The following is a 25,664-nucleotide window of genomic DNA, read 5'->3' as shown; positions in this document are numbered from 1 at the left end:
TAGGCCGTCCGCCAGCCGGCCCAGAGGCGGGCCAGCCCGGGACCGGGCCCGCCGCCGGCCTCGGCGGCGCTGGCGGGCCCGGCGCCCGGATCCGTCATCGGACGTGCGACTGGTCGTCGACCTCGTCGACCACCCGCTGGGCGAACTCGTCGATCGAGACGCCCCGCTCGACCTCTCCCCCGCGGGTTCACGCCGACGGTGCGGCTGGCGACGTCGTCGTCGCCCACCACCAGCACGTAGGGCAGCTTCTCGGTCTTGGCCTTGCGGATGCGGTTGCCCAGCTTCTCGTCGGCCTCGACGACGTCGGCCCGCAGGCCGAGCGCGGTGAGCTCGTCGGCCACCTCGCGGGCGTAGGGCTCGTGGTCGTCGCGCACCGGCAGCACGCGCACCTGCACCGGGGCCAGCCACGTGGGGAAGGCGCCGGCGTAGTGCTCGAGGAGCACGCCGAAGAACCGCTCCACCGAGCCGAACAGCGCCCGGTGCAACATGATCGGCGTGTGCCGGCTGCCGTCGGCGCCGACGTACTCCAGGCCCATGCGGGTGGCCATGTTGAAGTCGTACTGGATGGTCGACAGCTGCCAGTGGCGGCCGATGGCGTCGCGGACCTTGACGTCGATCTTGGGGCCGTAGAACGCGCCGCCGCCCTCGTCGACCTCGTAGGCCAGCCCCTCGGCCTCCAGCGCGGCCCGGAGGTTCTCGGTGGCCTCGGCCCAGCCCTCGTCGGTGCCCACCGTCTCGGCCTTGGCCGGGCGCGTGGAGAGCATGGCCTCGAAGTCGTCGAACCCGAAGGCGCGCAGCACCGACAGCACGAAGCCCAGGAGGCTCCGGATCTCGTCGTGGGCCTGCTCGGGCGTGCAGTAGATGTGGCTGTCGTCCTGGGTGAAGCCCCGGATGCGCATGAGGCCGTGGAGCGTGCCGGACTTCTCGTAGCGGTAGACGGTGCCCAGCTCGAACAGGCGCAGGGGCAGCTCCCGGTAGGAGCGCTGGCGGGCGTCGAAGATCAGGTTGTGGCCCGGGCAGTTCATGGGCTTGGGGTAGTACTCGCCGTTGTCCATCTCCATGGGCGGGTACATGCCGTCCCGGTAGAAGCCGAGGTGGCCCGAGGCCTCGAACAGCTTCCCGTTGGCGATGTTGGGCGTGTAGACGAACTCGTAGCCGCCCTTGGCGTGGCGCTCCCGGGAGTAGTCCTCCATGAGCTTGCGGACGATGCCGCCCTTGGGGTGCCAGACGGCCAGCCCGCCGCCGAGCTCATCGGGGAAGCTGAGCAGGTCGAGGTCGTTGGCCAGCTTGCGGTGGTCCCGCTTGGCGGCCTCCTCCAGGTTGTGGAGGTGCTCGTCGAGCTCCTTCTTGCTGGCCCAGGCCGTGCCGTAGATGCGCTGGAGCATCGGCTTCTTCTCGTCGCCGCGCCAGTAGGCCCCGGCCACCCGCATCAGCTTGAAGTGGCCGAGGAAGCTCTTGGTGTCGGGGACGTGGGGGCCACGGCACAGGTCGATGAAGCCGGGGTAGCCGGCGAAGGCGGGCTGGGCCCAGGCCTCGGCCGGCGGGTTCTCGTAGGTGCGGACCAGGCCCGAGGCCGTCGCCGAGGTGGGGTCGTCGGCCTCGCCGTCGATGATCTCGAGCTTGTAGCGGTGGCCGGCGAAGACCTCACGGGCGCGCTCGTTGCTGAGCTCGTCGCGCACGAACGGCTGGGCCTGGGCGAGGATCTCGCGCATGCGGGCCTCGATGCGCTCGAGGTCCTCGGGCACGAACGTGGCGGGCTTGCCGTCGGGGCCCGGCGGCAGCTCGAAGTCGTAGTAGAAGCCGTGCTCGACCGGCGGGCCGATGGCGAACGTGGCGCCGGGGAACAGCTCCAGCACGGCCTGGGCCATCACGTGGGTCGTGGAGTGGCGGATGGTGAACAGGCCACGGTCGGAGGTGGCCGTGATGATCTCGACGACGTCGCCCTCGGCCAGCTCCCAGCCCAGGTCCCGCTCGGTGCCGTTGACCGCGCCGATGACCGCCGCCTTGGCCAGGCCGCGGCCGATGCTCGCCGCCAGGCCGCCCACGGTGGTGCCCGCAGGGACCGATCGCTCGGAACCGTCGGGCAGCGTGATGGTGATGTCGGCCATGGCGCCGAGCGTAGGCGGTGCCCCTGCGGGGCCCGGAACCAGAAAGGCGTCAGGAGCCGCGGCGGACCGGGCGCTTGAGGATGTCGGCCGAGGAGGGCCGATCGGTGGCGTCGACGAACTCGCTGCCGGGCACCGAGGGCTCCGATGGGGCCGGCTTCGGGCTGCTGCCGTTCACCCCGGTGGCCGGGCCGTGGCCGTTCGCCGTGGCGTCCGCGCCCTCGTTGGGAGCGCCCTCGGGCGGCGTGGCGGCCGGCGCCGGGTGGCGCTTCTTGTTGGCGTACTCGTTCACGTACTCCTGGCCCGAGAGCTCGCGGATCTCGAACATGACCTCGTCGATGATCTGGCGCAGCACCAGGTGGTCGCCGGGACGGCCGGCGTAGCGCTCCACCGAGATCGGCGCGCCGAAGCGGATGGTCACCGGGAGGCGGAGCTTGGGGAACTTGGCGTCCGGCGGCATGACGTCGCGGGCGCCGGTGATGCCGATCGGGATGATCGGCACGTTGGCCCGCAGCGCCAGGCGGGCCGGGCCGGTGTGGCCGCGGTAGAGGCGGCCGTCCCGGCTGCGGGTGCCCTCGGGGTAGATGCCGAACAGCTCGCCCTTCTCGAGGACGCGGGTGGCGGCGCTGAGGGCCCGCTCGGCGGCGTCGCCGCCCTCGCGGTCGATGGGGATCATGCCGAGGGCGGGGAAGATGTGCTTCGTCTTCCACGAGTCCATGTACTCGGCCTTGCCGACGTAGGTGACCCGCCGGGGCAGCAGGGCGGGCACGAAGAACGAGTCGAGCACCGAGGTGTGGTTGGGGCAGAGGATGGCCCCGCCGGTCTTCGGGATGTTCTCGAGGCCCTGCAGGTCGAAGCGCCAGGAGGCGCGGAAGAGCGGGGTCAGCACGGCCTTGGCGACCGGGTAGAGCTTGCCGACGTCCTCACTCGCCATGGCTGGCATCATGCCTCACGTCGGGGGGGTGTCGCGGGCCGTTCGAGCCGGATCGCCGGGATCTCACGGAGCGTGGGATCAGGCGTCGAGGTGGACCCCGAGCAGGGCGGCCGCGGCGCTGACGCCCTGGCCTGCGGCGGCGGCCGCGTCGATGGCCGCGACGGCCGTGGGGGTGTCCAGGTCGTCGTCGAGGGCGGCGCGGGCATCGAGCAGGCCGCCCGTGCCCTGGCCGGCGGCGTTCCAGGCATCGAGGCGGGCGGCGGCGGCCGGCATGATCGTGTCGTCCCACTCCCACGGCGTGCGGTAGTGGTGGACCACGGCGGCCAGGCGGATGGCCCGGGTGTCCCACTCCTTGCGGAGCTCGCTGACGAAGACCAGGTTGCCGAGCGACTTCGACATCTTCTCGCCGTCCATGCGGACCATGGCCTGGTGCATCCAGTGGCGCACGAAGGGCTCGCCGGTGGCAGCCTCGGACTGGGCCGACTCGCACTCGTGGTGCGGGAAGATCAGGTCGCCGCCCCCGCCGTGGAGGTCGATGGTGGTGCCGAGCTCGCGCAGCGCCAGCGCCGAGCACTCGATGTGCCAGCCGGGGCGGCCGGGCCCCCACAGGGACTCCCAGAACGGCTCGTCGGGCTGGCTGGGCTGCCAGAGGATGAAGTCCAGCGGGTCCCGCTTGTTCGGGTCGTCGGGGTTGCCGCCCCGCTCGGCGGCGTACTCGAGCATGGTGGCCCGGTCGTAGTGGCTGACCTCGCCGAACGCCGGCCACGAGCCCACGTCGAAGTAGACGGCGCCCCCGGCGGTGTAGGCGTGGCCGCGGTCGAGGACCATGCCGATGAAGCCCCGGATGTCGGCGATGGCCGAGGTGGCGCGGGGCTCGCTCCAGCTCGGGATCATGCCGAGGGCGTCCATGTCGTCGTCGAAGCGGGCGATCTCGCCGGCGGCGAGGTCGAGGTAGTGGACCCCGAGCTCGCGGGCCTTGCCCAGGAGGCTGTCGTCGACGTCGGTGATGTTGCGGACGCACTTGGTGTCGTGGCCGCGGTCGCGCAGGCGGCGCTGGAGCACGTCGTAGGTGAGGTACGTGGCGGCGTGGCCGAAGTGGGTGGCGTCGTACGGCGTGATGCCGCACGTGTACATGGTGACCACCTCGCCCGGCTCGAAGGGCACGACGGCCTGGCGGGCGGTGTCGTAGAGGCGCATCGGCCCCTCGGGCTGCAGCGCCCCGGTGCTCACGCGCCCTCTTCGGCCGGCTCGTCGGCCTTGGCCGGGGCGGCCGGCTTGGCCTTCCTGGCCGGCTCGGCGGAGTTCGGGGCCAGCTCCGGGATGCCGGTGAACTTCACCGCGACCCGCGTCTTGTAGTGGACGTTGAGCTGCAGCAGCACGGCGGTGAAGGACTCGATCGGGGTGGCCTGGGACAGGCCGCCGGCGTCGAGCGGCCGCAGGTTGCCGACCGACGCCACGATGCCCGCGGTGACCTCGGTGGCGTGCGGGAAGTCGCTGCAGATCAGCACGTCGGACTCGATCGGGTGGTCGAGGTCGCCGAGCTCCTTCGCCGGCACGTGGTGGAAGCCCGCAGCCACGTGGCACTTCGGCACCGCCGCCTGCACGGTGGCGGCCACCGACCCACGGGGCGGGACCAGCGGCTGGAACTCCTTGCCCGTGCGGGTGAGGGCGTTGGCCATGCAGATGACGACCTTGCCCTCGAGCAGGTCGGCCACCGAGGTGGCCGTGCCGTAGGCGCCGTCCCAGGGCGTGGCGATCACCACGACCTCGGCGGCGGCGGCCATGGCGTTGTCGCCGGCGACGATGTTGAGCTTCCGGCCCTTCCACTCCGCCTGGAGCTTGTCGACCACCTCCATCGCGCGGTACTTGGACCGTGAGCCGATGATGGCTTCGTGGCCGACTGATGCGAGGCGCGCCGCCAGCGCGCTGCCGGCGGGGCCGGTTCCTCCGAGGATGCCGATCTGCACGGCGTCACCCTAGAAGCCCGGCCCTCGCGTTCGGCAAACCCTCGGGCGCAACCGGGTGGGGGCCTCGCGCCGGCTCCCGGTACCGTCGCCGCCGTGCCCGAGCCCGCTGCATCCCCCTCCCCCGCCGCCCCCACGCAGGGCCCCGCCGCCGAGCCGGTGCTGGACCTGGCCGGCGTCGGGATCCGGCGCGACGGCCGGTGGCTGCTCCAGGGGGTCGACTGGCGGGTGGCGCCCACCGACCGCTGGGTGGTGCTCGGCCCGAACGGCTCCGGCAAGACCACCATGGTCCGCATCGCGTCGCTGTGGCTGCACCCCACGGTGGGCACGGTCCGGGTGCTGGGCGAGCAGCTCGGCCGCGCCGACGTGCGGCCGCTCCGCACCCGGATCGGTCTCTCCTCGGCGGCCATGGCCGACCAGCTCCGGCCGGACCTGGACGTGAGCGACGTCGTGATGACCAGCCGCCACGGCGCCCTCGAGCCCTGGTGGCACACCTACACCGACGAGGACCGCGACCGCGCCGCCGAGGCGCTCGAGCGCGTCGGTGCCGCCCACCTCGCCGGCCGCACCTTCGGCACCCTGTCCTCGGGCGAGCGCCAGCGCGTCCAGCTGGCCCGCACCGTGGCGGCCGAGCCGGACCTGCTGCTGCTCGACGAGCCGTCGGCCGGGCTCGACCTCGGCGCCCGGGAGGACCTGGTGGCCCGCGTCGGGGACCTGGTGGCCGACCCCCGCACCGCGCCCACGATCCTCGTCACCCACCACGTCGAGGAGATCCCCGTGGGCTTCACCCACGTCCTCCTGCTGCGCGCCGGCGCCGTCGTGGCCGCCGGGCCCATCGCCGAGACGCTCACCGAGCCCACGCTGAGCGAGACCTTCGGGCTCGACGTCCGCGTCGCCAACGACGACGGCCGTTGGCGCGCCTGGGCCCGGCCCCGCTGAACGCGAGCGGGGATCGCGCCCGCCGACCGGGTGACCTAACGTGACCCCCCTCACCCGAGGGGGAACCCGCGTGACCGACGCAGACCAGCTGTTCACCGCGATCTCCGCGGGGGACGAGAACGAGCTCGACCGGATCCTGGAAGCGGCGCCGACGCTGGCCGGATCCACCCGGGACGGGCTCACCACGCTGCGGGCCGCCGCCTACGCCGGGCACCCGGAGCTGGCGGTGCCGCTCGAGCGGTGCGGCGTGGCCCCGGACGTCTTCGACGCCGCAGCGCTCGGCGACGTCGACGTCCTGCGGGACCTCATCGACGACGACCCCGACCTCGTCAACCAGCACGCCCCGGACGGGTTCACCCCGCTCCACCTGGCGGCGTGGTTCGGCCACACCAAGGCCGCCGAGGTCCTGCTCGCCCGCGGCGCCGACCCGCAGGCGGTGGCCGCCAACGGCACCGAGCTCCACCCGCTCAACAGCGCCGCGGCCGCCGGCAACACCGTGATCGTGCACCTGCTGCTCGACCGCGGCGCCGACGTCGACGCCACCCAGGAGCACGGCATCACCGCCCTGCACTCCGCCGCCGCCCACAACGACGCCGAGATGGTGGCCCTCCTGCTCGGCCGGGGCGCCGACCCCTACGTCACCACCGAGGACGGCCGCTCCGCCGCCCAGCTCACCACCGACCCCCGGATCCTCGCCCTCCTCCCCTGAGCCCCACCCCCTCGAACGGGGTTGGCGACTGGTCGCTCCAGCGACGCGATCCGGCCCGGTCCGCCCGCAGGATCGAGCCGGGCCCGGGGCGGGATCGGTCAGGTGGCGTGGACGGGACGGATGCGCTCGAGGGCGGCGAAGCCGGGGCCCTGGACGGTGGCCGTGCCGGTGACGACGGGGCGGCGACCGGCGTCGGGCGGGCGCCGCCAGGCGGCGTCGAGCTGGACCTGCCAGGTGCCGTCGGGCAGCGTGAAGGCGGCGTCGCCGCCGCCCGTGGTGAACAGCAGGACGAGGTCGGTGCCGCCGAGGTCGACGCCGCTCACCTCCACCTGGAGCGAGCGGCGGCCCGGGTCCGTCCAGTCGGCGTCGCCCATCGGCGTGCCGGCCTCGGTGAGCCAGCGCACGACGGTGTCGGCGGGGTCGACCCAGCCGACGCGGCGCAGCGCCGGGTGGGCGTGGCGCAGGGCGACCGCCGCCGAGGTCCAGGCCACCAGGTCCCAGTCGGCTTCCGGCCACGGCACGCCCCACTCGTCGGCCTCGAGGGTGTAGCCGTTGGCCTGGCCGGCCTGGCTCCGGCCCAGCTCGTCGCCGGCCAGCAGGAGCGGCACGCCCTGGGCGCAGAGGAGCGTGGCGAGCAGGGCGCGCTGGCGCCGGCGGCGCCCGGCCCGCACCCCCGGGTCGGCCGTCGGCCCCTCGAGGCCGCCGTTCCACGAGCGCTGGTGGTGGCCGCTCTCGCGGGCCTCGTCGTAGGTCACGAGGTCGGCCAGGGTGAACCCGTCGTGGGTGGTGACCGGGTTGATCGCGGCCGTGGCGTCGCGGCCCGGGGTGCGGAAGGTGGCCGCGGTGCCCGTGAGGGCGGCGGCGCCCTGGCTCCACCCGGCCTGGCCCCGCCAGAGGTCCCGCACGTCGTCGCGGAAGCGGTCGTTCCACTCGCGCCACGGCGCCGGGAAGCGGCCGAGGGCGTAGCCGCCCATCCCGGTGTCCCAGGGCTCGGCCACCAGCTTCACGTCCTGCAGCGCGGGCTCGGCGGCCAGGTCGGCCAGGAAGGCCGAGGCCGCCGTGGGGCCGTCGTCGCCGCGGATCAGCGTGGCGGCCAGGTCGAAGCGGAAGCCGTCGATGCCGAAGTCCTGCACCCAGCGCACCAACGTCTCGCGGATCAGGCGTCGCACCGACGGGGAGCGGGTGTCGACGCTGTTGCCGCAACCGGTCACGTCGTCGTCGACGAGGCCGCCGGGGCCGGCGATGAGGCGATAGGTCGCCGCGTTGTCGAAGCCTCGCAGCGACAGGATCGGGCCCTCGCCGAGCCCGCCCTCGCAGGTGTGGTTGTAGACGACGTCGAGCCACACCTCGATGCCGGCCTCGTGCAGGGCCGCCACGGCTCGCCGCAGCTCGGTGACGGGGTCACCGCCGGCCGTGGCGTAGCCGGCGTGGGGCGCGCCCCACGCGAGCGGGTTGTAGCCCCACACGTTCTGCCGCCCGGCCGTGGCGAGGAACGACTCGCTCACGAACTGCTGGACCGGGAGCAGCTCCACCGCGGTGACGCCGAGGCGCTGGAGGTGGTCGACCACCGCCGGCGCGGCGAGGCCCGGGTAGCGACCTCGGGCGACCGCCGGCACCAGCGGGTGGCGGGCGGTGAGCTGGCCGACGTGGGCCTCGTAGACGACGGTCCGGCCCCAGGGCGTGCCCGGCCGCTCGCTCGCCGGCACGGGCGCCAGGGGCGCCACCACCACCGAGCGGGGCACGAGCGGCGACGAGTCGACGCCCGGCGCCACGAGCTCACGGCTCCACTGCAGCTCGCCCGCCACCCGCCGGGCGGCGGGGTCGACCAGCAGCTTGGCCGGGTCGCACGCGTGGCCGGCCGCCGGGTCGCCGGGCCCGTGCACCCGGAAGCCGTAGCGCTGCCCGTGGCCGACGCCGGCGACCGTGGCGCGCCACAGGCCGTCCCGGTCGCCGGTGAGGTCGACCCGGTCGGCCTCGGCCCCGTCGGTCCCGAACAGGCACAGCTCGATGCGCTCGGCCACGCCGGAGGAGACCACGAAGGTGGTGCCCTCGGTCCCGACGGTGGCGCCGAGCACCTCGTCGACCGCCACCTAGGCGGGCTCGGCCGAGGCGGTCACCAGGCCCAGCAGGCGCAGGCGCGAGCGCTCGATCTCGTCGCGCAGCACCCGCTCGAGCACGGGGCCGAACAGGCCGCCGCCGTAGTGCAGGCCCATGCGGAGGTGCGAGCCCTCGGCGTCGGGCGCCACCTGGGCGGTGAGGACCCAGGGGCTGTGGTCGCGCCCATCGAGCTCTGCCCGCTCGAAGCGCGCCGCGTACGGGCCGGTGGCGTCGCCGCGCACCATCCGCAGCCGCTTGGACCGGGCCAGCGGGCCGAGCCGACCCCGCAGGTCGACCGCCCACGCCCCCTCGTCGGACGGCACCACCTTGGTGACGATCTCGAGCCACTCGGGGTACCGCTCGAGGTCCGAGACCCAGGCGAAGAGCTCGTCCGGCGAGCAAGGGGCCACCAGCGTGGCGACGACGTCCATCCCCGCCAGTGTCGCAGCCCCGCCGACGGGCCCGGCACATCGGCGCTCCGGTTCAGGCAGTGGGGTCGACGGGGGTGGGGTCGTAGGGGGTGGTGCGGGGCGTGACGGGAGCGGCGGCGGTGCCGGGCTGGACCACCAGCACCACCCCCTCGGTGATCTCGACCGTGGCCTCGGTGGCCACCAGCTCGTTGCTGACGGCCCGGGTGGTGCCGGGCACCAGGTCGGCGTCGGCCAACAGCCACCGCAGGCCGGTGGTGGTGACGCCCCGCGCCCGGCCGTGCAGCGGAAGGAGCGAGACCTGCTCCCCCACCCGGCCCCGCACCGATCGGGGGCGGGCGGGCCGGACGACGGTCACCGTCGCCGGCCCGAAGCGGGCGGTGACCTCGACGTGGGCCAGCACCGGGGCGGCCAGCGCCAGGGCGTCGGCGAGGAGGTGGTCGAGCCGGCCCCCGCCCCCGCCCAGCACCAGCAGCTCGCCGCCCTCGAACGGGAGCAGGCCGAGGGCGAAGGCGACGGCCAGCTCGCTGTCGGTGGCGTCCTTGTCGGCCGGGTGGCGGAAGACGTGGGTGCCGGCGGCCTCGGCGGCGGCCAGCGCTGTGGCCGAGACCGAGTCGAGGTCACCGACCAGGTGGTCGACGCGGAGGCCGAGGGCGAGGGCGGCGTCCAGGCCCGAGTCGGCGGCCACCACGATCGCTCCCTCGGGCACGCCCGCCGCGGCGGCCGGGCCGTACCCGTCGACCTCGCCGCCGACGACGACGACCACGCGCCTGGTCACGCGCCGAGCACGGACTCGATGGCAGCGGCGAGGATCGTTGCGCCCTCGTCGGCCTCCTCGGCGGTCACCGACAGCGGCGGGGCCACCCGCAAGCAGTTGCCGAACAGGCCGCCCTTGCCCACCAGCAGCCCGGCGTGCAGGCACGCCTCCATGACTGCAGCGGCCGCCGCCGGGTCGGGCGTGATCCCGTCGACCGGGTCGACCAGCTCCACGCCGATCATCAGGCCTCGGCCCCGGACCTCGCCGACGCCGGCGAACCGGTCGGCCTGGGGGTCGAGCACGGCCCGGATGCGAGCGCCCTGCTGGGCGGCGTTGGCCTGGAGGTCGTGGTCGAGCACGTACTGCAGCGTGGCCAGGGCACCGGCCGCCACCAACGGCCCACCGCCGAAGGTGGAGATCGAGTTGGCCGTGACCGAGTCCATCAGCTCGCCCCGGCCGACCACGCCGGCGATGGGCAGGCCGTTGCCGATGCCCTTGGCGAAGGTCAGGAGGTCGGGCTGCACGCCGTGGGCCTGGAAGCCCCAGAAGTGGTCGCCCGTGCGGCCCCAGCCGGTCTGCACCTCGTCGGACACGTAGAGGATCCCGTGCTCGCGCAGCACCTCCTGGACCGCGCCCCACATGCCGTCGGGCGGCACCGTGAAGCCGCCGACCCCCTGGATGGGCTCGATGACCATGGCCGCGACGTCGCCCGACGTGCACGTGAGCAGGACGTCGCGCAGGTCGGCCACCACCGCGGCGGTGAACCCGGCGTCGTCGAGGTGGCCGAACGGGCTGCGGAACCGGTAGCCGTTCTGCACGTAGTGGACCACGAACGGGCTGAGGCTCGAGGGCGACCAGCCCCGGTTGCCGGTCATGCCCATGGTGGCGAACGAGCGGCCGTGGTAGCTGTTGCGCAGCGCCAGCACCTGGTTCGAGCGCCGCACGGTCGAGGCCACCAGCAGGGCCGCCTCGTTGGCCTCGGTGCCCGACGTGGTGAAGAACACCTTGGCGTCGGGGATGGTGGAGAGGCGGGCGATCTGCTCGGCCAGGGCGATCATGGGCTCCACCAGGTAGAGCGTGCTGGTGTGCACCATCCGCCCGGCCTGGGTGCGGATGGCGTCGACCACCTCGGGCACGGCGTGGCCGACCATGGTGGTGAGGATCCCGCCGAAGAAGTCGAGGTAGCGCCTGCCCTCGGCGTCGGTCACGTGGCGGCCCTCGCCGTCGACCAGGGCGATGGGGTGCTCGTGGTTGAGGGCCAGCCACGACGGCAGCACCTCGCGGTGGCGGGCCAGCAGGTCGTCGTGGGCGGTCACGGCTCCATGGTGGCAGCGACACGGCGGCCGGGCCGCGCGTATCGTGCGGGGCGACCGGGCCGAGCGGGACCGGCGGGACGACGGGAAGCGCACATGGGCAACGGATCGCACCTCGACCGGTCGCGCGTGGTGGCCGCCGTGCTCGCCCTTTCGCTCGTGCTGGCGGCGTGCAGCAGCGACGGCTCCGACGGCGCCAAGGCGACGGGCAGCACGAGGACGACCATGACGCCCGACCGGGCCTCGACCACCACCGTGCCGCCCGGCGACGACTCCGGCGTCCGCACCGAGCGCCTCGGCGCCCAGCCCGACGGCGAGGCGCAGCCGCCGCTGCACCTGGACACCGAGGAGGTCGAGCAGGTGGCAACCACCAACCTCCGCCGAGGGCTCCGGAGCATCCGGTCCACCGCGGCGGCCCCGGCCAAGGGACCGGTGAAGCTGAACGGCACCACCGCGCCGGGCTGGCACACGATCGACCGGTCGCCGCCGAAGAGCAGCGGCGGCAAGGGCTCGAGCGACTCGTACCCGGGGGGGCGCGCCGCGAGTACGACCTCGACGACGACTCGATGACCCAGTGGAACCCCGACGGGTCGCTCGACGTGGACACGCCCGACGGCCTGATCCACGTCGGCCCGAAGGGCGACGTGTCCAGCGGCAGCTACGACGACCGGGGGAACTACACCGAGTCGTACCCCGATGGCGGCAGCGCCCACGTGGGCCCGGACGGCGACTACTACGAGGGCCCCGACGGCACGAGGACCTCCTACGACGGCGACGGAGGCTCGACCGAGATCCCGCCGCCGACCTACACCGAGCCGCCCGGACCGCCCGGCAAGGCACCGAGCGGCGGCATCGGCGAGCCGCACTACCTGACCGAGGACGGCGTCGACGTCACCTCCCAGGTGCTCGGCGAGTTCCTGCTGTCGAGCGGCGTGCCCGGCCAGCAGGTCCAGGCCCGGACCCAGCCGTGGAAGCAGTCGCCTTCGGCCGCCGCCATCTCCGCCCTGGCGTTCGGCGTGGGCGACCAGCGGGTGCAGGTCGAGGTCGACGGCACGGTGCTGGTGGACGGCAAGGCCGCCCCCGCCGGCGAGGCCCAGCAGTTCGGCTTCGACGACGGCGGGGCCGTCGGGGTCTGGCGAGCCGGCGCCGAGGGACCGGCCGACACGGTGATCGTGGTGTGGCCCGACCTGTCGCAGGCCCGGGTCACCGTCCACGACGGGTGGCTCAGCTTCGACCTCCAGTGGCGCGAGGCCACCGGCGACCGACGCGGTGTGCTCGGCTCCGACGACGGGGATGCCGCGAACGACCGGACCACCCGGGACGGCGAGGTGGTCGCCGAGGGCGAGGCCGACGACCTCGTCCGCTCCTGGCAGCTGACCGACGCCGAGAGCCTGTTCACGTACCAGGACGGCCTGCACACCGCCGACTACGTCGACGACTCGTTCCCCACCGAGCAGCAGGAGCCCGATCGCGCCGCCGGCACCGAGGCGTGCGCCGGGGTCGTCGAGGGCTTCGCCCGCGACGCCTGCGCCTACGACGTCGGCCTCACCGGCGTCGACGCATGGGTCGCCCCCGCCCGGGCTTTCGGCCAGCGGGTGGCCGGCGACGCGTCGCTGCGGGCCACCATCGCCAAGCTGGTCGACCGGCTGGCCGAGGTGGTCGCCGGCTCGGGCTCGGGCGACGACCCTCGCCGGGGTGACGGCATCACGCTGTCGGCGAAGGACCGCGCCGGCGCCGCCGACGTGTCGGACACGCTCACCCCCGGCGCCGACCTCGACGGCACCGCCACCGCCACGTTCTCGTTCACCGTCGACGAGCGCAGCACCCTGGGCGCCCAGTCGACCGACCTCGGGTGCCCGAACGAGGAGTACGAGCCCGGCCAGCCCGGCTACGCCTTCTTCGACAGCACCGGCACGGTGGTCAGCGGTCCCCGCCTCGCCTGCGACGACGACCCCGGCAAGGCCGTGGTCGTCCCCGGCACCTACTACGTCAAGTTCGTCGGCCCCGGCGCCGTCGGCATCACCATCACCCTCTTCGCCACCTGACCGCGCCGGCCACCGCCCACTTCCCCCGAGCTCCAGGTCCGACCCCACGCCCCCGGCCCTACGTCCCGAACTTCGGGTCTCGCACCGACGCGCGCACGGGCCTCAGACCCAAAGTTCACCAGTGGCTGGCCCGCTTCCCCGAAACTTTGGGTCCCACACCGGCGCGCGCACGGGCCTCAGACCCAAAGTTCGCCGGGGTGGGCTGTGGGTGGGGTCGGGTGGTCGTGCGTGCGAGGCTCGGGGGGGTGACCGCTCCTCCGCGTGATGCCGTGCTGTGGCAGGAGCAGGTGGCCGTGCCGACCGTGGGCGAGCGGGGGGGGCGCTCCCGGGGCGGGTCGACACCGTGGTGGTGGGGGCCGGCTTCGCCGGGCTGGCTGCGGCCCGCACCCTGGCTCGCGCCGGGCGGGACGTGCTGGTGCTGGAGAAGGACGAGCTGGGCACCGGGGCGCACAGCCGCAACGGCGGCATGGCCATCCCGGAGCTGAAGGCGGGGCCGGCCACGCTGCAGCGCACCTACGGCGAGCTCGGCCTGCGCCTGCACCAGGAGGTGAACGAGGCCTTCGACCACCTCGAGGCGCTCATCGCCGACGAGGCCATCGGCTGCGACTACGTCCGCAGCGGCCAGCTCTACCTGGCCCACGCCGCCCGCGTGGTCCCCCACCTGCGCGAGGTGGCCGAGGAGCACCAGGCCTTCGGCGAGCCGGTCCGCTTCGTCGAGCGGGCCGACCTCGGCGACGAGATCGGGTCCGACGCGTTCCACGGTGCCGTGGTCTACGACCGCACCGGCGGCCTGCACCCGGCCAAGCTCCACGCCGGCCTGGCCCGCCTCGCCCTCGATGCCGGGGCGACCGTGCGGGATCGGTGCCCGGCCACCGCGCTGGAGGACGTGGGGCGGGGCCACTGGGTGCACACGCCCGACGGCGTGGTGGAGGCCGACCACGTCGTCGTCACCACCAACGCCTACGCCGACGGCCTGCTGCCCGAGCTGGCCCGCCGGGTCCTGCCCATCGGCAGCTTCATCGTGGCCACCGAGCCGCTCGACCCCGCCCTCGCTGCCGAGGTGAGCCCAAAGGGCCGCATGTTCGTCAACACCCGCAACCTGCTCTTCTACTGGCGCCTCTCACCCGACGGCCGGCTGCTCTTCGGCGGCCGCCGCAGCCTGGCCCGCGCCTCGGTGGCCGACGCCGGCGACCACCTCGCCGCCTCGCTGCGCCAGGTCCACCCCCAACTCCGAGACGTCGCCATCACGCACCGCTGGGGCGGCAACGTGGCCATCACCCTCGACCGGCTCCCCCACGTCGGCCGGATCCGCGGCGCCTGGTACGCCACCGGCTGCAACGGCTCCGGCGTGGCCCTCAACACCTGGCTGGGCCACCGCCTCGGCCAGACCGTGCTGGGCGAGACCCCGCCGCCCGCCTTCGCCGAGCTGCGCCACCGCCCCATCCCCCTCCACCGCTTCCGCCGCGCCTACCTCCCCCTCGTCGGCCAGTGGTACCGCTACCAGGACCGCGCCTGACCCACCCCCAACCCCCACCCCACCACCAACCCCCACCCCCCTTCGCAACTTGTGGGCCCAGACCGCCGAAACCGGCAGCCTCGGCCCACAAGTTCGAGTGGGGGGCGGCTCGAGAAGGTCGGGGCAGCGGGGTGCAGGGATCGGGGCCGCGGTCGGGCTACGGTCGTCGCCGCCCTGGCCCCCGCCAGGCGACGAACCACACAGGACGGGAACCCACCATGCGCAACCACCGATTGCTCGCGCTCGCCCTCGCGGCCGCGCTCACCCTGAGCGCCACCGCGTGCGGCAGCAGCGACTCGAAGGCCATCTCCAAGGCCGACTTCACCAAGCAGGCCGACGCCATCTGCAAGAAGGGCGACGCCGAGATCGACAAGCTCTCCGACGGCGTCGACGGCACCGACCAGAAGGCCCTCGAGGCCTTCTACGTGAAGGCCGCCACCGCCAGCCTCGAGCAGATCTCGAAGGTCCGCGACCTCGGCTTCCCCAAGGGCGACGAGGACCGGCTCGACAAGGACCTGTCGGCCTCCGAAGCCGCCTTCGAGAAGGTCAAGGCCGACCCCAGCAAGACCGAGGAGCTGGCCGCCGACAAGGACATCAAGGCGGCCAGCGAAGACCTGAAGAAGTACGGCCTCAAGGAGTGCGGCCAGGGCTGACCTGCCCCACCCACCGGCCGACCGAGGGCCGCCGAGCGGCTCCACCCGGAGCCGGCCCGGCGGCCCTCGTCGCGCTCAGAGCTTGATCATGACGTGCTTGAGCTCGGTGTAGTGCTCGATGGCGTGGATGGACATGTCCTTGCCGTAGCCGCTGCTCTTGAAGCCGCCGTGAGGCATCTCCGAGCAGATCGGGATGTGGTCGTTGACCCAGACCGTGCCGAAGCGGAGGTCGCGCGCCATGCGCATGGCCCGGCCGACGTCGCTCGTCCACACCGATGACGCGAGGCCGTAGTCGACGTCGTTGGCCCACCGCACCGCCTCGGCCTCGTCGGTGAAGCGCTGCACGGAGATCACCGGGCCGAACACCTCGCGCTGCACGATCTCGCTGCGCTGGTCGGCGCCGGCCAGCACGGTGGGCCGGTAGAAGAACCCGTCGCCGTCGAGCGCCGATCCGCCGGTGACCACCTCGGCGCCGTCGTCGACCGCCCGCTCGACCATGCCCACCACCCGGTCGCGCTGCTTGGCCGAGATCACCGGGCCCACCGCGGTGGCGGGATCGAACGGGTCGCCGGTGGCGAGCGAACCGGCGGCGTCGGCCAGCGCGGCCACCAGGTCGTCGTAGCGCTCGGGGCCGGCCAGCACCCGGCACGGCGCGGTGCAGTCCTGGCCGGAGTTGTAGTAGCCGGCCTCGGCGAGGGTGGCCACCACGGCGTCGAGGTCGGCGTCGTCGAAGACGACGACCGGGGCCTTGCCGCCGAGCTCGAGGTGCACCCGCTTGAGGGTGTCGGCGGCGTTGCGGGCGATGAGCTTGCCGGTGCCGACGTCGCCGGTGAGCGAGACCATGGCGATGCCGGGGTGCTTCACGATGGCGTCGCCGACGGTGGCGCCCTGGCCCAGCACCACGTTGAACACGCCGGGCGGGAAGATGTCGGCGGCCAGCTCGGCCAGGCGGATGGCGGTGAGCGGCGTGAGCTCGCTGGGCTTGAGGATGAACGTGTTGCCCGCGGCGAGCGCCGGGCCGAACTTCCACGTGGCCATGTTGAGCGGGTAGTTCCACGGCGCGATGCCGGCCACCACGCCGAGCGCCTCGCGCCGCAGCATCGAGGTGTGGTCCGGGAGGTACTCGCCCGCCGCCGCCCCGTCGAGGCAGCGGGCAGCGCCGGCGAAGAAGCGGAGGTTGTCGACCGTGAGGTCGAACTCGAAGTCGACGATCGACGCCGGCTTGCCGACGTTGGCCATCTCCAGCCGCTTGAGCTCCGGCAGGTCGCGCTCCACCGCATCCGCCAGCGCCAGCAGCTTCTCGCCGCGCTCGCGCGGCGTGGTCCGTCCCCAGGCGCCGAAGGCCTCGGTGGCGGCCGCCACCGCGGCGTCGACGTCGGCGGCATCGCCCGAGGCCACGGTGGCGAGGTGGGCGCCGGTGGCCGGGGCCAGGACCTCGTCGGTGCCGCCGCCGAGGGCGTCGAGCCACTCGCCGCCGATGAACTGCCGGCCGTCGGCCATGGGGGAACCTCCGTCGAGGGGTGGTGCGCGCCCTCGGGCGAGCGTGCGATCCGGCACATCCTGGGCGCCGAGCCCTGCCCTGGCAAGGGATCCACTCGCGAAACACGATGGAAACGATGGATTCTCTTGCCCCGCCGGGACTTCCGTGCGAACGTGACGACAGGCCCGATGACGTGACCGACGTCATAGCAGCACGCGCCGTTCCCCCGCCGCACCGAGGACGCCCATGTCGACCACCGAAGCCGCCGTGACCGCCCCGACCACCGGGGCGGACGCCCGCCCGGTGATCGAGATCGACCACGTGTCCAAGGAGTTCGCCGACTTCACCGCGGTGAAGGAGGCCCACTTCTCCATCGCCCAGGGCGAGTTCTTCTCGATGCTCGGCCCGTCGGGCTGCGGCAAGACCACCACCCTCCGGATGATCGCCGGCTTCGAGACGCCCACCTCCGGGGCCATCCGCCTCGAGGGCCAGGACGTGTCGCGGGTCCCGCCGAACAAGCGCGACGTCAACACCGTCTTCCAGCAGTACGCCCTCTTCCCGCACATGAGCGTGTGGGACAACGTCGCCTACGGGCCCCGGGCCAAGAAGCTGCCCAAGGACGAGGTGGCCAAGCGGGTCGACGAGCTGCTCGGCGTGGTGCGGCTCACCGACTTCGCCAAGCGCCGCCCCGGCCAGCTCTCCGGCGGCCAGCAGCAGCGGGTGGCGCTGGCCCGGGCGCTGGTGAACTACCCCAAGGCCCTGCTGCTCGACGAGCCCCTCGGCGCCCTCGACCTCAAGCTGCGCCAGGGCATGCAGCTCGAGCTCAAGCGCATCCAGCGCGAGGTGGGCATCACCTTCATCTTCGTCACCCACGACCAGGAGGAGGCGCTCACGATGAGCGACCGCATTGCGGTCATGAACGTTGGCCACGTCGAGCAGATCGGCACCCCTCGGGAGATCTACGACCACCCGGCCTCGGTCTTCGTGGCCGGCTTCATCGGCCAGGCCAACCTCTGGACCGCCAAGGTGGTGGGCCGGGCCGGCACCACCACCACGGTCGAGGTGGCCGGGCGCCAGCTCGACGTCGAGAACGACCGCTCGGGCCTGGCCATCGGCGAGACCGGCACCTTCATGGTCCGCCCCGAGCGGGTCTACATCGATGCCGACTCCGCCCACCCCGACCGCTGGACCGTCGACGCCACCGTCACCGAGCTCGTGTTCCAGGGCCCGGTGGTGCGCTACGAGGCCCGGTTGGCCGACGGCTCGCTGGTGGTGGCCCACGTGCCCGCCCGCCGCGACGGCCTGCCCATCCCCGGTGACCAGGTGCAGGCCAGCTGGTCCGACGACGCCTGCGTCCTGCTGCCCGGCACCCCGGCCGCCCCCAAGGGCGACGCCGCCACCGACGAGGCCTGAGCGCCATGGCCCCCCGACCGTTCCACCCCCGCCCCGGCCGACCGCGCGACCCCGAGCTGGCTGCCGCCGTCGACATCACCCGTGCGCTCACCCGCCGCAGGTTCCTGCAGCGCAGCGGCCTCGGCCTCGGCGCCGCCCTGCTGGCCCCGAACCTCCTCGCCGCCTGCTCCACCCCGGGCAGCGGCGACTTCACCTTCAGCAACTGGGCCGCCTACATCGACGAGGACGACTCCGGCTCCAACACCGGCAAGGGCACCACGCTCTCCAACTTCGAGAAGGAGACGGGGATCAAGGTCCGGTACCTCACCGACTTCAACGACAACGACGCCTACTTCAACAAGTCGTTCTCCCCGCTGCTCGGGCGCGGCAAGAAGATCAACGCCGATCTCACCGCGCCCACCTACTGGATGGCCGCCCGCCTCAAGAAGCTGGGCTGGCTGGACGAGATCGACCTGGCCAACGTCCCCAACCACAAGAACCTCGAGGACGCCTACACCAACCTGGCGTGGGACCCCGGCGCCCACTACTTCATGCCGTGGCAGGCGGGCATCGCCGGCATCGCCTACAACCCCAAGCTCACCGGGCGGAAGCTCACCAGCGCCAACGACCTGTTCGACCCCAAGTTCAAGGGCCAGGTCTCGATGCTCACCGAGATGCGCGACTCGGTGGGCCTGACGATGTTCGGCATGGGCAAGAGCGTCGCCGAGGCGAACCCCGACGACATCAACGACGCCATGGACAAGATCGAGAAGGCCAAGCAGGACGGCCAGATCGTGCACTTCACCGGCAACGAGTACCTCCAGGGCCTCGAGAGCCAGGACTACGCGGTGTGCGTGGCGTGGAGCGGCGACGTCTACTCGCTCGACCCGGACCTCGGCATCGAGTTCATCGTCCCCGAAGAGGGCGGCACCCAGTGGTTCGACGCCATGGTGATCCCGAAGGGCGCCGACCAGAAGCGCGACGCGGAGACCTGGATGAACTACGTCTACGACCCCGAGCACGCCGCCCAGATCACCGAGTGGGTGGGCTACGTGTCGCCCGTGAAGGGCGTGCGCGAGGTGCTCGAGAAGGCCGGCGGCGACAGCGCCGAGGTGGCCGAGAACCCGTTGGTCTTCATCGACGACGCGGTGCAGAAGCGGCTGCAGGTCTTCGGCGACCTGGAGCAGCAGGACGAGATCGACATCCAGAGCCGCTTCAACGACATCACGGGCTGAGGGGACGACATGGCTGGCACCAGCAACACCTCGCTGCGCAAGGGCCGGAAGGGCACCTACGCGCTGCTCAGCCCGGGCCTGCTCTGGCTGATCCTCTTCTTCCTCGTGCCCATGGGCACGCTGCTGAAGATCGCGCTGTCCACCAAGCCCGACCCCTGGCTGCCGAACTACACGTTCGACTGGCGGTGGTCGAACTTCTCCGACGCGGTGAGCCGCTTCGACACCCAGCTCTACCGGTCCTTCGGCTACGCCGCCATCGCCACGGTGCTCTGCATCGCCATCGGCTACCCGCTCGCCTACTTCCTGGCGTTCCGGGCCGGCAAGTGGCGCAGCGTGCTGCTGGGCCTGGTGATGGTGCCGTTCTTCACCTCGTTCCTGATCCGCACCCTCGCCTGGAAGACCATCCTCGGCCGCCAGGGCCCCACCATCTGGTTCATCAGGGAGCTCCACCTGACCGGGGTGACGGACTTCCTCCACCTCACCTCGAACGGGGCGTTCCTCGGCACCCCGCAGGCGGTGATCGGCGGGCTCACCTACAACTTCGTGGCCTTCATGATCCTGCCGATCTACGTGAGCCTCGAGAAGATCGACATCAACCTGCTCGACGCCGCCCGTGACCTCTACGACGTGCCGGCCAACGCGTTCCGCAAGATCATCCTGCCGCTGTCGCTGCCCGGCGTCTTCGCCGGCACGCTGCTGACGTTCATCCCCGCCGCCGGCGACTACATCAACGCCAACCTGCTGGGCAACGCCAACACGTCGATGATCGGCTCGCAGATCGACAAGCTCTTCCTGTCGGAGAGCAACTACCCGGCGGCGGCCGCCCTGTCGTTCATCTTCATGGCGATCATCACCGCCGGGGTCCTCCTGTACGCCAAGGTGCTCGGCACCGAGGAGCTGGCCGCATGACCGCCACCGCCACGCCGCCCTCCCCCTCGCCCACCCCGGCGATCACCGACACGCTGCCCGACGACCGACCCGCCCCCATCGGCGAGCGTCGCAAGCTCAGCAGCCGCATCCTGGGGCTGTGGGCCTGGGTGGTCTACCTGTGGCTCTTCGCCCCGATCCTGGTGATCATCGCCTTCTCGTTCAACAAGCCCACCGGCAAGTTCAACACGGCGTGGAAGCAGTTCACCCTCGACAACTGGGCCCACCCGTTCGACAAGCCGGAGTACAAGGACGCCCTCATCACCAGCCTCCAGGTGGCGGCGGTGTCGGTGCTGATCGCCACGGTCATCGGTGGGCTCATGGCCCTCGCCCAGTCGAAGTACGAGTTCAAGGGCAAGGGCCTGGTCAACGTCATCGTGATCCTGCCGCTGACCACGCCCGAGATCGTGATGGGCTCGTCGCTGTTCACCCTCTTCTTCGCCCGCAACGTGGGCTTCGGGTTCACCACCATCGTGATCGCCCACGTGCTGTTCTGCGTGAGCTTCGTGGCCCTCACCGTGCAGGCCCGCATGCGGGGCTTCGATTGGGGCCTCGAGGACGCCGCCATGGACCTCGGGTCCTCGCCGCTGCGCACCTTCTGGACGGTGACGTTCCCGCTGATCCTGCCGGGCATCGCCGCAGCCGCCCTGCTGTCGTTCGCCCTGTCGATCGACGACTACATCATCACCAGCTTCGTGGCCGGTGACGCCACCACCACGTTCCCGATGCAGATCTTCAACGCCAACAAGGTGGAGATCCCGCCCCAGGTCCAGGTGCTGGCCACCATGATCCTGCTGTTCACGCTGGGGCTCATGGCCATCGGCGCCTGGCGCACGATCAAGAAGGCCGCCACCACCTGACCCCGGAGCCTCCCGGGGCGACCGACGCGGTGGTTTCGCTCGTCTGCCAGTGAGCAAACGAGCGGATCGCTTGCCAAGGGGTCCTTGGACAAGGGAAGCTTGCGTCGGCCTGCGGGCCACCCCTCTCGTTCGGAGCCGTACCGTGACCACCACCTCCACCCCCACCGAAGACCTCTCGGCGCTGGCCAGCGCCCACCTCTGGGGCCACTTCTCCAAGCTCACGCCCGAGGACGCCGGCGGCACGCTGGTGATCGAGCGGGGCGACGGCTGCTACGTGTGGGACCACACCGGGAAGCGCTACCTCGATGGCCTGGCCGGGCTCTTCACCGTGCAGGCCGGCCACGGCCGCCGCGAGCTGGCCCAGGCCGCTGCCGCCCAGGCCGAGCAGCTCGCCTACTTCCCGGTCTGGACCTACGCCCACCCCACCGCGGTGCGGCTGGCCACCCGCCTGGCGGCGCTGGCCCCGGGTGACCTCAACCGGGTCTTCCTCACCACCGGCGGCGGGGAGGCCGTGGAGACGGCCTGGAAGCTGGCTCGGCAGTACCACGTGATGCGGGGCGACACCGGCCGCTACAAGGTCATCTCCCGCGAGCTCGCCTATCACGGCACCACGCTCGGGGCCCTCACCATCACCGGGCTGGAGGGCATCAAGGAGGTCTTCGCCCCGATGCTCTCCGATGCCGGGATCAAGGTTCCGAACACCAACTCCTACCGCTACGAGGACACCTCGCCCGAGGCGCTGCTGGCGCCGGCCGAGGCCATCGAGGCCGCCATCGTGGCCGCCGGGCCCGAGACGGTGGCGGCGGTGTTCCTGGAGCCGGTGCAGAACTCCGGCGGCTGCTTCACCCCGCCCGAGGGCTACTTCGCCAAGGTGCGCGAGATCTGCGATCGCCACGGCGTGCTGCTGGTGAGCGACGAGGTCATCTGCGCCTTCGGTCGCCTCGGCTCGTGGTTCGGCGCCGATCGGCTCGGCTACCAGCCCGACATGATCACCATGGCCAAGGGCCTGACCTCGGGCTACTCGCCGCTCGGCGGGGTGATGGTGTCGGACCGCATCGCCGACGCCTTCCTCGATGCCGACGAGGCGTTCCTGCACGGCATCACCTTCGGCGGCCACCCGGTGAGCTGCGCGGTGGCGCTCGCCAACCTCGACCTCATCGAGCAGGAGGGCCTGCTCGGCCACGTCACCGGCCACGAGGCGCTGTTCCGCAAGACGCTCGAGGAGCTGCTCGACCTGCCCATCGTCGGCGACGTGCGGGGGATGGGCTACTTCTACGGGATCGAGCTGGTGAAGGACACCACCACCAAGGAGACGTTCGCCGCCGAGGAGTCCGACCGCCTCCTGCGCGGCATCCTCACCCCGAAGCTCATCGCCGAGGGCCTGCTCTGCCGGGCCGACGACCGCGGCGAGCCCGTCATCCAGCTGTCGCCGCCGCTCACCGCCGGGCCCGAGGAGTTCGAGGAGATCGGCCGCATCATCCGCCTGGCCCTGCTCGACGCCATGGAGGCCATGGGCCACTGAGCCCCACGGCCCGCCGCCACCACACCTGCCACCCGCTCGCACCACCACCGCAACGACGCGAAGGACGGTCACCCCGATGAGCTCCCCCCCGAACCCCGGAACCGCTGCTGGTGGGCGTGCCCACCGAGATCAAGCCCGACGAGGGTCGCGTGGCCATCACGCCCGACGGGGTGCGCGAGCTCCACGGCCACGGCGTGTCGGTCCTGGTGCAGGCCGGCGCCGGCCTCGGCGCCAGCATCCCCGACGCCGAGTTCGCCGCGGTGGGCGCCGAGGTGGTGGCCACCGCCGAGGAGGTCTGGGAGCGGGCCGGGCTGATCTGCAAGGTCAAGGAGCCCCAGGAGTCCGAGCTCGCGTTCCTGCGACCGGACCTCGTGCTGTTCACCTACCTGCACCTCGCCGCCTACCCGGGCGTGGCCGACGCCCTCCTGGCCGCCGGCACCACCGGCATCGCCTACGAGACCGTGCAGACCGAGGGCGGCGCCCTGCCGCTGCTGGCGCCCATGAGCGAGGTCGCCGGGCGCATGTCGGTGCAGGTGGGCGCCCACTTCCTGGAGCGCCACAACGGCGGCCGGGGCGTGCTGCTCGGCGGCGCCCCCGGCGTCCGGCCCGCGAGCGTGGTCGTGCTCGGGGCCGGCAACGTCGGCTGGAACGCCGCCTGGATGGCCGCCGGCCTGGAGGCCGAGGTCGACCTGCTCGACAAGAGCATCGACCGGCTCCGCTACGTCGACCAGATCCAGATGGGCCGGGTCACCACCCTCGCCTCGAACCGCGGCCAGGTGGAGCGGGTGGTCACCCAGGCCGACCTGGTGATCGGCGCGGTGCTCGTGGCCGGCGGCAAGGCCCCGATCGTGGTCGACGAGGACCTGGTGAAGGCCATGAAGCCCGGCGCCGTCGTGGTCGACATCGCCATCGACCAGGGTGGGTGCATCGCCACCTCCCACGAGACCTCCCACCACGACCCGGTGTTCGAGCAGCACGGCGTCATCCACTACGCCGTGGGCAACATGCCCGGGGCCGTGCCCCACACCTCGACCTACGCCCTGACCAACGTGACGCTCCCCTACCTCTCGGAGCTGGCCTCGCTCGGCGTGGCCGCCGCGGTGGGCCGCGACGACGCGCTGGCCCTCGGCGTGAACACCGTCGGCGGTGCCATCGCCAACGCCACCGTGGCCGAAGCGCTCGGCAAGGAGCACCGGCCCCTGGCCGAGCTGCTGGGAGCGGGCTGACGTGGGAGGCCCCACCCGCTCCACCGCCCCCGTGGGCCGCAACGGCCGCTCGGCCGCCCGCCCCGCCCCGCCCGTGCTCGACGAGATCGACAAGGCCATCGTGCGGGCGCTCCAGGTCGACGGCCGCATGTCCTACGCCAAGCTCGGCCCCGAGGTCGGGCTCTCGCAGGCGGCGGTGCGCCAGCGGGTGCAGCGCCTGATCGACTCCGGCGTCATGCAGGTGGTGGCCGTCACCGACCCGCTCTCGCTGGGCTTCACCGTCCAGGCCATGATCGGCGTGCGGGCCGACGGCGACCTGCGGGCGCTGGCCGCCAACCTCGGCGACCTCCCGGAGATCGACTACGTGGTCATCGCCTCCGGCGGCTTCGACCTGCTCCTCGAGGTGGTCTGCGAGGACGCCGACCACCTGATGGTCCTGCTCAACGACGTCATCCGCGCCACCCCCGGCGTCCGCAGCGCCGAGGCCTTCACCTACCTCGATCTGGTCAAGCAGACCTACTCCTGGGGCACCCGCTAGCAGCAGCTGCGCTCGCGGACTGGGCGGTTCGGGGGGTTTGTCGGGTTCAGGGTCGGGTAGGGACGGGCGGACCCGGCGCCGGTGCGGCGCCTCCACCCCGAGGAGCTCCCGATCCCCATGCGCCGACCCGTTGCCGTCGTGGCCCTGGCCGCCCTGCTGTCCGTGACCGCCTGCTCCACCAGCGGCGGCGGGTCCGACGCCGGTGGCGATGGCGGCAAGACGACGACCACGGCGGACGACGGGAAGACCACCACGACCGAAGGCGACACCTCGACCACGATCGCCCCCGACGACGACCCCGACCAGGCCGTGGCCGACGCCGTGAACGCCACGCTCGACAACCCCCGGTTCTCCGTGCAGTCCGAGGCCAACCTCACCGTCGGCGCCCAGAAGTTCCAGCTGACCACGGACGGGTCGATCGACTACGAGGGCCTGGTGGCCGACGCCGAGATCACCATCGACGGCGGGAAGGGCCAGCAGGGCCAGCTCAAGCTGCTGGCCGACGGCGAGAAGCTCTGGATCAACGCCGAGGGCGACGTGGGCGTCACCATCCCCGACGGCAAGTCCTGGGTGGAGGGCGACGCCGACCTGCTCACCAGCTCCGACAACTTCGCACCCGTCGACCTCATCGGCGTGATCGTCGCCCTCCGCGGCGCGGACGGCACCAAGGCCGAGGGCACCAAGGAGATCGACGGCGTGGAGACCCAGCAGTACTCCACCACGCTGACCTACGACGAAGCCGTCGAGGGCGCCGGGGCCGATGCCGAGGCGTTCAAGAGCGCCCTCTCGCTGACCTCGGAGAAGCCGGTCGACCTGAACATCGACGTCTGGGTGGGCGACGACGGCATCATCCGCACCTTCCAGCTCGAGGTGGACGCCCCCAGCGGCGTGCCACTCGGCGGCGACTACACCGTCGAGCTGACCGACGTCGGCGACGACGTCGAGGTGCCCGATGCCCCCGAGGCCAGCAAGGTGCTGACCGGCGCCAAGGCCGATGCGCTGCTGGACAAGCTGATGGGCGGCTGATCCCGCTGGCGTGAGCGGC

At 72.7% G+C, this 25,664-nt stretch carries 22 protein-coding genes and 1 pseudogene; 14 read left to right on the top strand and 9 right to left on the bottom strand.

All coding sequences use genetic code 11. The features are described 5' to 3' along the window. Positions 1 to 94: 94 nt before the first annotated feature. From thrS to npdG, 4 genes and pseudogenes are all read right to left on the bottom strand, one after another. Positions 95 to 2,108, bottom strand: a pseudogene (gene thrS / locus KSP35_RS03005) (threonine--tRNA ligase). A gap of 49 nt (positions 2,109 to 2,157) precedes the next feature. Continuing rightward, complete coding sequence (locus KSP35_RS03000) at positions 2,158 to 3,039, bottom strand: 1-acyl-sn-glycerol-3-phosphate acyltransferase (protein ID WP_216998809.1); 882 nt, start codon at positions 3,037 to 3,039, stop codon at positions 2,158 to 2,160. Between the two features lie 78 nt (positions 3,040 to 3,117). Next, entirely contained in the window at positions 3,118 to 4,236 is a 1,119-nt protein-coding gene (locus tag KSP35_RS02995) for a cysteine--tRNA ligase (RefSeq protein WP_217002077.1), read from the bottom strand. Between the two features lie 29 nt (positions 4,237 to 4,265). Next, positions 4,266 to 5,006 (bottom strand): NADPH-dependent F420 reductase, encoded by a 741-nt coding sequence (gene npdG, locus KSP35_RS02990; protein WP_216998807.1) that lies wholly within the window; start codon positions 5,004 to 5,006, stop codon positions 4,266 to 4,268. A 93-nt stretch (positions 5,007 to 5,099) separates the two neighbouring features. On the opposite strand from npdG, the gene KSP35_RS02985 reads away from it, so the two are divergent. Together KSP35_RS02985 and KSP35_RS02980 are read left to right on the top strand one after the other, a co-directional pair. Then, positions 5,100 to 5,942: an ABC transporter ATP-binding protein gene (locus KSP35_RS02985; protein ID WP_216998805.1), complete on the top strand. Its 843-nt coding sequence runs from the start codon at positions 5,100 to 5,102 to the stop codon at positions 5,940 to 5,942. Positions 5,943 to 6,012: 70 nt separating this feature from the next. Continuing rightward, positions 6,013 to 6,651, top strand: a complete 639-nt coding sequence (locus KSP35_RS02980) for an ankyrin repeat domain-containing protein (protein WP_216998803.1) — start codon at positions 6,013 to 6,015, stop codon at positions 6,649 to 6,651. 98 nt (positions 6,652 to 6,749) lie between these two features. Here KSP35_RS02980 and KSP35_RS02975 read toward each other — a convergent pair whose 3' ends face one another. Genes KSP35_RS02975 through KSP35_RS02960 form a run of 4 tightly spaced genes read right to left on the bottom strand, consistent with a single transcriptional unit; the run spans position 6,750 to position 11,249 of the window. Further along, entirely contained in the window at positions 6,750 to 8,741 is a 1,992-nt protein-coding gene (locus KSP35_RS02975) for a glycogen-debranching protein (protein ID WP_216998798.1), read from the bottom strand. Then, positions 8,742 to 9,179 carry an SRPBCC family protein gene (locus tag KSP35_RS02970; protein WP_216998796.1) on the bottom strand — a complete coding sequence of 146 codons (438 nt, stop codon included), beginning with the start codon at positions 9,177 to 9,179 and terminating at the stop codon, positions 8,742 to 8,744. It abuts the gene before it with no gap. A gap of 52 nt (positions 9,180 to 9,231) precedes the next feature. Next, the gene (locus KSP35_RS02965; protein ID WP_216998794.1) at positions 9,232 to 9,954 is read right to left on the bottom strand and encodes a thiamine diphosphokinase; all 723 of its coding nucleotides are present in this window, start codon (positions 9,952 to 9,954) and stop codon (positions 9,232 to 9,234) included. Beyond that, on the bottom strand, positions 9,951 to 11,249 hold the full coding sequence (locus KSP35_RS02960; RefSeq protein ID WP_216998792.1) for an aspartate aminotransferase family protein: 1,299 nt from the start codon (positions 11,247 to 11,249) through the stop codon (positions 9,951 to 9,953). Before KSP35_RS02960 ends, KSP35_RS02965 begins: the two co-directional genes overlap by 4 nt. Before the next feature lie 93 nt (positions 11,250 to 11,342). Between KSP35_RS02960 and KSP35_RS02955 the strand changes: the two genes are divergently transcribed. The 4 genes from KSP35_RS02955 to KSP35_RS02940 all read left to right on the top strand — a co-directional run bounded on the left by KSP35_RS02955 (position 11,343) and on the right by KSP35_RS02940 (position 15,460). After that, positions 11,343 to 11,816, top strand: a complete 474-nt coding sequence (locus tag KSP35_RS02955; RefSeq protein WP_216998790.1) for a hypothetical protein — start codon at positions 11,343 to 11,345, stop codon at positions 11,814 to 11,816. Then, positions 11,813 to 13,291 (top strand): hypothetical protein, encoded by a 1,479-nt coding sequence (locus tag KSP35_RS02950; protein WP_216998788.1) that lies wholly within the window; start codon positions 11,813 to 11,815, stop codon positions 13,289 to 13,291. Before KSP35_RS02955 ends, KSP35_RS02950 begins: the two co-directional genes overlap by 4 nt. Positions 13,292 to 13,634: 343 nt before the next feature. Beyond that, a complete protein-coding gene (locus KSP35_RS02945) occupies positions 13,635 to 14,807 on the top strand; it encodes an FAD-binding oxidoreductase (RefSeq protein WP_254126954.1) in 1,173 nt (390 codons plus the stop codon). 218 nt (positions 14,808 to 15,025) lie between these two features. After that, positions 15,026 to 15,460, top strand: a complete 435-nt coding sequence (locus KSP35_RS02940) for a hypothetical protein (RefSeq protein WP_216998784.1) — start codon at positions 15,026 to 15,028, stop codon at positions 15,458 to 15,460. Between the two features lie 75 nt (positions 15,461 to 15,535). Here the strand turns inward: KSP35_RS02940 and KSP35_RS02935 are convergent, their stop codons facing one another. Further along, positions 15,536 to 16,960 (bottom strand): gamma-aminobutyraldehyde dehydrogenase, encoded by a 1,425-nt coding sequence (locus KSP35_RS02935; protein WP_216998782.1) that lies wholly within the window; start codon positions 16,958 to 16,960, stop codon positions 15,536 to 15,538. A gap of 226 nt (positions 16,961 to 17,186) precedes the next feature. Between KSP35_RS02935 and KSP35_RS02930 the strand changes: the two genes are divergently transcribed. From KSP35_RS02930 to KSP35_RS02895, 8 genes are all read left to right on the top strand, one after another. Beyond that, the gene (locus KSP35_RS02930) at positions 17,187 to 18,353 is read left to right on the top strand and encodes an ABC transporter ATP-binding protein (RefSeq protein WP_216998780.1); all 1,167 of its coding nucleotides are present in this window, start codon (positions 17,187 to 17,189) and stop codon (positions 18,351 to 18,353) included. A gap of 5 nt (positions 18,354 to 18,358) precedes the next feature. Then, on the top strand, positions 18,359 to 19,567 hold the full coding sequence (locus tag KSP35_RS02925; protein WP_216998778.1) for a PotD/PotF family extracellular solute-binding protein: 1,209 nt from the start codon (positions 18,359 to 18,361) through the stop codon (positions 19,565 to 19,567). A gap of 9 nt (positions 19,568 to 19,576) precedes the next feature. After that, on the top strand, positions 19,577 to 20,476 hold the full coding sequence (locus KSP35_RS02920; protein ID WP_216998776.1) for an ABC transporter permease: 900 nt from the start codon (positions 19,577 to 19,579) through the stop codon (positions 20,474 to 20,476). Then, entirely contained in the window at positions 20,473 to 21,354 is an 882-nt protein-coding gene (locus KSP35_RS02915) for an ABC transporter permease (protein WP_216998774.1), read from the top strand. Before KSP35_RS02920 ends, KSP35_RS02915 begins: the two co-directional genes overlap by 4 nt. Positions 21,355 to 21,496: 142 nt before the next feature. Beyond that, positions 21,497 to 22,876: an aspartate aminotransferase family protein gene (locus KSP35_RS02910; protein ID WP_216998772.1), complete on the top strand. Its 1,380-nt coding sequence runs from the start codon at positions 21,497 to 21,499 to the stop codon at positions 22,874 to 22,876. A 110-nt stretch (positions 22,877 to 22,986) separates the two neighbouring features. Continuing rightward, the gene (gene ald / locus KSP35_RS02905) at positions 22,987 to 24,102 is read left to right on the top strand and encodes an alanine dehydrogenase (protein WP_371748631.1); all 1,116 of its coding nucleotides are present in this window, start codon (positions 22,987 to 22,989) and stop codon (positions 24,100 to 24,102) included. Positions 24,103 to 24,133: 31 nt separating this feature from the next. After that, positions 24,134 to 24,619, top strand: coding sequence for an Lrp/AsnC family transcriptional regulator (locus tag KSP35_RS02900; RefSeq protein ID WP_371748946.1), 486 nt, complete (start codon positions 24,134 to 24,136; stop codon positions 24,617 to 24,619). Positions 24,620 to 24,736: 117 nt separating this feature from the next. Further along, positions 24,737 to 25,645 (top strand): hypothetical protein, encoded by a 909-nt coding sequence (locus KSP35_RS02895; RefSeq protein WP_216998770.1) that lies wholly within the window; start codon positions 24,737 to 24,739, stop codon positions 25,643 to 25,645. Positions 25,646 to 25,664: the final 19 nt, after the last annotated feature.

It is taken from the genome of Aquihabitans sp. G128 (genome assembly GCF_019048865.1).
Lineage (GTDB): Bacteria > Actinomycetota > Acidimicrobiia > Acidimicrobiales > Iamiaceae > Aquihabitans.
This window is presented reverse-complemented; position numbering and strand designations above follow the sequence as displayed.

Excerpts from the sequence above, each read along its gene's own strand:
- KSP35_RS02955 (WP_216998790.1), top strand. The coding sequence starts at position 11,343 with ATGGGCAACGGATCGCACCTCGACCGGTCGCGCGTGGTGGCCGCCGTG.
- KSP35_RS02995 (WP_217002077.1), bottom strand. The coding sequence starts at position 4,236 with ATGCGCCTCTACGACACCGCCCGCCAGGCCGTCGTGCCCTTCGAGCCG.
- KSP35_RS02970 (WP_216998796.1), bottom strand. The coding sequence starts at position 9,179 with ATGGACGTCGTCGCCACGCTGGTGGCCCCTTGCTCGCCGGACGAGCTC.
- KSP35_RS02950 (WP_216998788.1), top strand. The coding sequence starts at position 11,813 with ATGACCCAGTGGAACCCCGACGGGTCGCTCGACGTGGACACGCCCGAC.
- KSP35_RS02915 (WP_216998774.1), top strand. The coding sequence starts at position 20,473 with ATGACCGCCACCGCCACGCCGCCCTCCCCCTCGCCCACCCCGGCGATC.
- KSP35_RS02935 (WP_216998782.1), bottom strand. The coding sequence starts at position 16,960 with ATGGCCGACGGCCGGCAGTTCATCGGCGGCGAGTGGCTCGACGCCCTC.
- KSP35_RS02895 (WP_216998770.1), top strand. The coding sequence starts at position 24,737 with ATGCGCCGACCCGTTGCCGTCGTGGCCCTGGCCGCCCTGCTGTCCGTG.
- KSP35_RS02940 (WP_216998784.1), top strand. The coding sequence starts at position 15,026 with ATGCGCAACCACCGATTGCTCGCGCTCGCCCTCGCGGCCGCGCTCACC.
- KSP35_RS02925 (WP_216998778.1), top strand. The coding sequence starts at position 18,359 with ATGGCCCCCCGACCGTTCCACCCCCGCCCCGGCCGACCGCGCGACCCC.
- KSP35_RS03000 (WP_216998809.1), bottom strand. The coding sequence starts at position 3,039 with ATGGCGAGTGAGGACGTCGGCAAGCTCTACCCGGTCGCCAAGGCCGTG.
- KSP35_RS02920 (WP_216998776.1), top strand. The coding sequence starts at position 19,577 with ATGGCTGGCACCAGCAACACCTCGCTGCGCAAGGGCCGGAAGGGCACC.
- KSP35_RS02930 (WP_216998780.1), top strand. The coding sequence starts at position 17,187 with ATGTCGACCACCGAAGCCGCCGTGACCGCCCCGACCACCGGGGCGGAC.